The organism is Anaerococcus sp. HMSC068A02 (genome assembly GCF_001811125.1).
Classification (GTDB): Bacteria; Bacillota; Clostridia; order Tissierellales; family Peptoniphilaceae; genus Anaerococcus; species Anaerococcus vaginalis_C.
Genome location: NZ_KV803761.1, coordinates 179,085 through 186,377, shown reverse-complemented (window position 1 = coordinate 186,377; position 7,293 = coordinate 179,085). Strand labels below are relative to the sequence as shown.

General features: G+C 30.6%; 6 protein-coding genes. All 6 read right to left on the bottom strand.

Going from position 1 to position 7,293, the window contains the following annotated elements; translation table 11 throughout:
- Nucleotides 1-35 precede the first annotated feature (35 nt).
- The 6 genes from HMPREF2782_RS06285 to fusA are packed head-to-tail and all read right to left on the bottom strand — an operon-like array spanning nt 36 to nt 7,050.
- Nucleotides 36-1,355 (bottom strand): glutathionylspermidine synthase family protein, encoded by a 1,320-nt coding sequence (locus HMPREF2782_RS06285; RefSeq protein ID WP_019118878.1) that lies wholly within the window; start codon nt 1,353-1,355, stop codon nt 36-38.
- A 19-nt stretch (nt 1,356-1,374) separates the two neighbouring features.
- Nucleotides 1,375-1,599 carry a DUF951 domain-containing protein gene (locus HMPREF2782_RS06280; RefSeq protein WP_004839914.1) on the bottom strand — a complete coding sequence of 75 codons (225 nt, stop codon included), beginning with the start codon at nt 1,597-1,599 and terminating at the stop codon, nt 1,375-1,377.
- Nucleotides 1,586-2,461, bottom strand: coding sequence for a mechanosensitive ion channel family protein (locus HMPREF2782_RS06275; protein WP_019118880.1), 876 nt, complete (start codon nt 2,459-2,461; stop codon nt 1,586-1,588). Before HMPREF2782_RS06275 ends, HMPREF2782_RS06280 begins: the two co-directional genes overlap by 14 nt.
- Nucleotides 2,454-2,972 (bottom strand): SGNH/GDSL hydrolase family protein, encoded by a 519-nt coding sequence (locus HMPREF2782_RS06270; protein WP_019118881.1) that lies wholly within the window; start codon nt 2,970-2,972, stop codon nt 2,454-2,456. The genes HMPREF2782_RS06275 and HMPREF2782_RS06270 overlap by 8 nt, the downstream gene beginning before the upstream one ends.
- A complete protein-coding gene (locus HMPREF2782_RS06265) occupies nt 2,972-4,963 on the bottom strand; it encodes an alpha-amylase family glycosyl hydrolase (protein WP_019118882.1) in 1,992 nt (663 codons plus the stop codon). Before HMPREF2782_RS06265 ends, HMPREF2782_RS06270 begins: the two co-directional genes overlap by 1 nt.
- 26 nt (nt 4,964-4,989) lie before the next feature.
- Nucleotides 4,990-7,050 carry an elongation factor G gene (gene fusA, locus HMPREF2782_RS06260; protein WP_070641684.1) on the bottom strand — a complete coding sequence of 687 codons (2,061 nt, stop codon included), beginning with the start codon at nt 7,048-7,050 and terminating at the stop codon, nt 4,990-4,992.
- Nucleotides 7,051-7,293: the final 243 nt, after the last annotated feature.

Sequence of the window (7,293 nt, the reverse complement as noted above, 5' to 3'; positions counted from 1 at the left end):
TATTTTTTTCTATTGTCAAATATTTTTTTATTAATTTATTTCTCTTTTATTTTTAGGGAACTTACTACGTAATATTCTCTTGCTGAACTTATCATTGCTGCGTTTCCTATTCTCATGTATGGTGCTATGAATTTTTTATTGTAGGCAAATAGGCCTGTTACGTATGAAAAGTTTTCTAAACTTGCTTTTTCTTTTTCCATTTTTATAAATTTCATAGGATTTACTGTGTAATATTCTTGGTAAATGTAATTTTTATTTTTTATTTCTTCTAAGATTTTTTCAAATTCTTTTTTTGTGTGTTCTTTTCCTACGTAGATTCCGTGTGATGCGTAGCCTTGGATTGGTTTTAGTATATATTTGTCCTTGTTTGCTACCAATTTTTCTTTGTCTTTTTCGTAATTTAATTTTTCTGTATATGGTATGTGATTTTTTATAAATTCATTTTCTTTTTCTGATAGAATCTTTTGACTTTCTTCTAGCCTTAGGATTCTAAATATATCTTTTGTGTAAAAAAGTGTTGACCTAAATGAGCCTATGCTTATTATTTCGTCATTTAAATAGGCATCTATTAAATTTTTTCCTAATTCTTTGTTTTCTATTAAATCGCTTGTGACAAGTCTTCTATAGACTAAGTCGATTTTCATATCTTCTATATATAGGCCATTATTTTTTCTTTCTAAATCTTTTAGGTTTGCAATTTTGCAATTGTGGCCTCTTTTTTGGAATAGTTTTTTTATTGTTTCAAATTCTATGTTATCAAATTCTATTATGTCGACTATGGCTATGTTTATTTTTTCTTTTTTGCCTTTTATTGAAAAATATAAATCTTCTATTGAATCTACCAAACTTTCTAGTAGGTTTATATGATTTATTTGATATTTTTCTTCTAGTTTTTTTATAGCTTTGGAATCTTTCATCAAATCTGCCAAGGACTTATCTTCTAGCATAGCTGATGAGCCGTCTGTGTTTAGCTCGCAAAATTTATAGTCTTTTTTGCCATCATACATTACGTCAAATCTCGCTATTGGTGTTGAAATGTCATAGCCTGGATCTTTTAGGATTAATTTTTCTGTCAAAGGATCTAGGTCGAATAATTTTCTGTAATTTTCATTTTCTAGGTATTCTTTTGTGACTTTTTCTACTATAGACATAAAAATATTTATCATTTCATCATAGAGTTTGAAATCTTTTTTGTCGTAAAAATACGCATCATACAAGGTAGGTAGAACTTCTTCCTTGTAGGTCGCTCCATATTCTTTTCTTTTTTCTAGCAAATTTTTGTAATCTTTTCTATAATCTTTATAATCTTCGTTTATTATTTTTATATAATCTTCTTTTATTTTGTCGTTTATCATTAATTCCTTTTTTTCTCCTCTAATCTTCTGGATTGTAATTTACTATCGATACAAATTTCCCGTTTTTATCTTGAATTTTCCTAATTCTTTTGTCGAAATCTGTTCTTTTTAGCCAAACTAACTTATCACAACCCAAACATCTTAACTTCATATCTGCACCCATTCTTTCGATTTTCCATTTATTTTCTCCGCACGGATGAGATTTTTTTAGGCTAACTATATCGTTTAATTTATATTTTTTCATAAATTTCCTCTTCTAATAAGCTACTTTTTATTTTTCTTTTTTCCATCTCTTCTTTTATAAGTTCTCTTACTTTTCTTGAAATCTCCCATTGCATTCCTGCTTTTACCAAGGATGTCACCCTTACTGTGTAGGAGAAATCCTTAAATTCGTGTATTTCAAAAAAGCTCAAATCTTCTACAAAAGCATTTTTGTATTTTGGCGTTGTTTTTATTTGTTGAGATACGCTTTTTATCATCGCTTTTACTTCATCAAGCTTTGTATCATTAGATACGCAAAAATATGCCTCACTTTTTTGAGCTCCCCTATCAAAATTTTGGACATTTGTTATATTTGAATTTGGAATAATGTGAAGGGATCCGTTATAATCTCTGATTTTTGTGATTCTAAGATTAACCTCTTCGACAGTTCCCTCAACTCCAGAGCATGAAACCCATTCGCCAACTCTTATCTTGTCATCAAATATTATCAAAACTCCCTTTACAAAATCTGCAATAAGAGTTTGAGCACCAAGAGCTATGGCGATACCACCAATTCCTGCTGTAGCTATAAGACTTGATGTGTTTACTCCAAAAATATCCAAAATCATAGTTATGGCAATAAAAATTATAAGTATCCTAATTATAGAATAAAAAATCCTTGATAGGGTTTCAAGTTTTGCTGTATTTCTTTTTGCTTTGCTTTTGTTTCTTTCAAAAAATTTTCTTATTATTTTATGAACTAATTTTAATGTAATAAAACACAATAACAAAACAATTAGGACAGAAATAATATTTATAGTAATTTTATTTCGCATAAAATCTGGTAAAAGAGAGCTCTTTGCAACCATCTTATCAATATTTTCAATATCTTCTAATTCATTCATTTATATCATCCTCTATAATTTTTAAAATTTCACAAGCAAGCTTTTCGTGAAAAATTTTCCCCATGTGCAAACCATCAAGATAATATGGCTTGATTTTTCTCGAATCAACTTTCAAACAATCAAAGTCCAAAAGTTTTTTTGCAAATTCATTTATTTTTTCATTTACATATCCATAAATCGGATAAGAGTCTTCCTCCTCTATTAAAGGCGGTATAATTATAATATTTTTTCTGGCAGTAGATAAATTTAATATACTTTTGACATTTGAATATGCAAGATTCACACTTTGCCCATTCAAAAAGTCATTTGAGCCACCAAATATTATCAGATAATCTACATTTTTGTATTTATTTTTGATTTTTTCATACCTTTTAACCATATCAGAGCTTGTAGAACCGTTTATTCCAAAATTTATAATTTCAAAACCCGCCTTAGTTAAAAAGCGGGTGTAATTATTGCATTCTACAAGATAACCTTGGGTAAAGGAATCTCCAAGAGCAAGTATTCTCATTATTTTACCTTCTTTAGGGCAAGGGCCGTTCTTGATGGAATATAAATTTCAATTCCATCGTAGTCAGTATTTTCTAAATTTTTGGATTCATAAATAAAATCTTTTGAAATTCTTCCAAGTCCACCAAATTTTTCATCGTCAGTATCCAAAATCACTTTAAATTTTCCCTTATCGTGGATTGGCACTTGGAAAGAATCATAGGAATTTTGTGGGTGGAAATTGAAAATATAAACTATATCCCCATTTCTGTAGGCAATAACTTTCCTATCATTATCAAGCCATAGCCTAAAAATATCATTTCCTAATTGCTTATTTTTTTTGATTTGGTCAATCATTTTTTCATCCCATTTCAAAAGCCAATCGTATTTTAATAGGTCATTGTCAGCCAAAGACCAAAGACGCCTTGCGTAATGGAAAGAATAATTATTGCCTTCTCTTGGAAAATCTATCCATTCAGGATGGCCAAATTCATTTCCCATAAAATTCAAATAAGATTCAGCGCCCATAGATATAGTAATCCATCTTATCATTTTGTGAAGAGCAATCGCCCTATCAATTATGATATTGTGGGTTGTTTTTTCCATATCCCAATACATGGAAGAATCTGCAAGTCTAAAAATCGTAGTTTTTGAACCGACAAGAGCTTGGTCGTGGCTTTCTACATAAGAAATTCTAGCTTCGGATGGTCTAGAAGTTGAAAGCTCGTACCACATTTTTCCCATGTCCCAATCTTCATCTCGTTTTTCTAGGGCCTTTTCCCAAAAATCTGGCATACCCATAGAAAGTCTATAGTCAAAACCAATTCCTCCATCTTTAATTGGTAGGCACATTCCAGGCATAGCTGACATATCTTCAGCAATTGTTATGGCATTTTTCTTAACTTCTCTTATAAGTTCATTGGCAAGTTGAAGGTAGTTTATAGCTTCGATGTCAGTATTCATAGAAAAATATTTTGAATAGTTGTCAAAACTTTCCCCTCTTCCGTGATTTTTGTAAATCATTGAAGTTACTCCATCAAATCTAAAACCATCAAAGTGGTATTCTTCTAGCCAATATTTTATATTTGAAAGAAGAAAATGGCATACTCCAGGTTTGTGATAATCAAATAATTTAGAATCCCAATCAGGATGATTTCCCTCATCGCCTTCATGGAAAAATTGGTAGTCTGTTCCATCGAAAAGATTTATCCCCTCAATAGTATTTTTTACAGCATGGGAATGAACCAAATCCATTATCACATTTAAACCCATTTCGTGGGCAGTATTTATTAAAGATTTTAAATCATCATTTTCTCCATACCAAGAAGAAGGAGCGAAGAAATTTGAAACTTGGTAGCCAAAAGATCCATAATATGGATGTTCAGCTATAGCCATAAGTTGAACTGTATTGTAGCCTTCTTTTTTAATTCTTGGCAAAATATTTTTTTCAAATTCTTTGTAAGTTCCAACACCCTCTCTTTCACAAGCCATACCAATGTGGGCTTCATAGATTAGAAGATCGTGGTTTTTAATTTTAAATTTATCATCTGTCCATTTAAATTTTTTCCTAGGATTTTCTACAATTGCAGAAAAATCTAAATTTTCATCTCTTTCAACCCTTCTTGCAAAAAGAGGAATCCTATCTTGGATGCTTTCTCCATAGTCAACCATAACTTTCACTCTGGATTTGTGTGGAATAGTCCTAATTCCTTTAACAAAAATCTCCCAATCTTCGTCATTAATTTTCTTTAGAGGATGGGAGTGTCTATCCCAATTGTTAAAATCTCCAATTAGATAAAGCCCCTTGGCGTTTGGAGCCCATTCCCTATAAATCCATCCAGTTTTTACCTTGTGAAAGCCATAATAATTGTGGGCATTGGCAAAATCTTTTAATTTTTCGCCTTTTTTCAAAAGTCTAGCCTTTTGTTTTTCATATTCATCCATTCTCAGATTTATATCATTTTTATAATCCTTGATCCAAGGATCAATTTCCAAAATCTTCCAATCTTTCATTATTTGCCCCTTTTCTATACTATTTTTTATTCTTTTTTATTTTCCTCAATAATTTTTTCTGTTATTTCTTTTGGAACTTCTTCATATTTATCAAATTCCATTGAGAATGATCCACGAGCCTGTGTCATTGATCTTAAATCTATTGAATATTTTAAAACTTCACTTTCTGGTGCAAGAGCTGAAATGATTTGTGAGCCATCTTCTTGTGGTTCCATGCCCAAAATCTTTCCACGTCTTTTGTTCATATCTCCCATTACATCGCCCATGTACTTCTCATCAACTTTAATTTCAAGTTTCATTATAGGCTCAAGCAAAATTGGTTTTGCTTCAACAATTCCTTTTTTGAAAGCAAGTCTTGCAGCTGATTTGAAAGCTTGTTCGTTTGAATCTACTGGGTGGTAAGATCCATCATACAAAGTAGCTTTTATTCCAACAACCTTATAACCTGCAAGAGGACCTTCATCCATTGAATCGCGAAGTCCCTTTTCTACAGCAGGGAAATAATTTTTAGGAACTGCTCCACCAAATACTTCCTCATCAAAAACAAATTCTTCATCGCATGGTTCAAATCTAATAAATACATCTCCATATTGACCAGCGCCACCAGATTGTTTTTTATGTTTACCTTGAACATCAGATTTTCCCTTGATAGTTTCTCTGTAAGGGATTTTTAAATCAACAATTTTTGTATTAACAGAATAATTTTCTTTTAATTTATCCATCAAAACTTCAAGTTGAACATTACCAAGTCCTGCCAAAACTTCTTGGTGGGTTTCAGCATCTCTTCTATCTTCAAAAGTAGGATCTTCTTCTGATAATTTTTTCAAAGCAGCCGAGATTTTATCCTCATCATTTTTACTTTCAGCCTCAATTGCATAATATAAAACTGGTCTTGGATATTTTATTTTCTTATATTCTATAGGACTTTCTTTTGTGCATAAAGAATCTCCAGTTTGAAGAATATCTTGTTTAGAAAATGCTCCAATATCTCCAGCAACAATTTTTTCTGTTTTATATTGTTCTTTTCCTCTTAAATAGAAAATATTTGAAGCCTTTAATTCCTTGTCTTTACTTATATCATAGAAATTTTGATCTTTTTTAATAGCTCCAGATAAAACCTTAAATATTGAAATCTTACCCAAAAATGGATCAGCAATTGTTTTAAATACAACAGCAGAAAAAGGACTATCTTCGCTAACTTCAAATTCTTCATAATCATCAGTAACTCTAAATCCAATATTTGCAGCCTTGTGATCAGGAGATGGCATATATTTTGTAATAACATCCATCAACAAATCAAGACCAATATTTTTCTCCAAGCTACCAGCAACTAAAGGAACAGCATTACCATTTATAATTGCCTTTCTAAATCCTTCTTTAAATTCTTCTTCAGTAAAACTTTCGCCAGAGAAATATTTATCCATCAACTCGTCATCACTTTCAGCAACAACTTCTTGAATTTCTTCATAAACAGCATTTACTTCTTCAACTCTGATTTCAGGTATTTCAACCTCTTCTACCTTGCCATCAACATATTTAAAAGCTTTTTTATCTATAACATCGATCAAACCTTCAAAGTTTTCCCCTTCCCCAAGGGTTAAGGTTAGTGGGATTATTTTTTTGGAGAAATCTATGTGTAGGTCACTAACTACTTGATTGAATTTGGCATTTTCTTTATCCAATTTATTTACAAAAATAATTCTTGGCAAAGAAATATTTTCTGTATATTTCCAATATTTTTCAGTTCCTACTTCGATTCCATTTTCTCCATCAATTACAAACAAAGCTGATTCGCTTGCTCTAAGAGCGTTTAATACTTCTCCTTCAAAATCAAAAAATCCAGGAGCATCGATAAAGTTTACCTTGTAATCCTTATATTCAACAGGAATTATTGAGGTTTGGATAGAAATTTTTCTTTTAATTTCTTGTTTTTCATAGTCAGATACAGTATTACCATCCGCTACTTTTCCAACCCTGTTAATAGCCTTTGTAAAATATAGCAAAGATTCAGTCAAGGAAGTTTTTCCTGCTCCCGAATGCCCTACTAAAGCTAAATTCCTTAATTTGTTTGTTTTATAATCTTTCATAATAAAATAACCTCCGTTTTGTCGATGAAAACATTTTTTCATTCTATGTATATTTATATACCCATTTTATTAAATTAACTAAAAATTTTTTATCAAAATTAAATAATTTATTTTTGCAAATATTTTCATTGTTAAATACAAAGGCAAACTTATTATTAAAATATCAAATTACAATAAAAAAAGACTTGGAAATATCCAAGCCAGATTGTTTCAAAAGTATACAAAACCTCATGCTAAGAATAT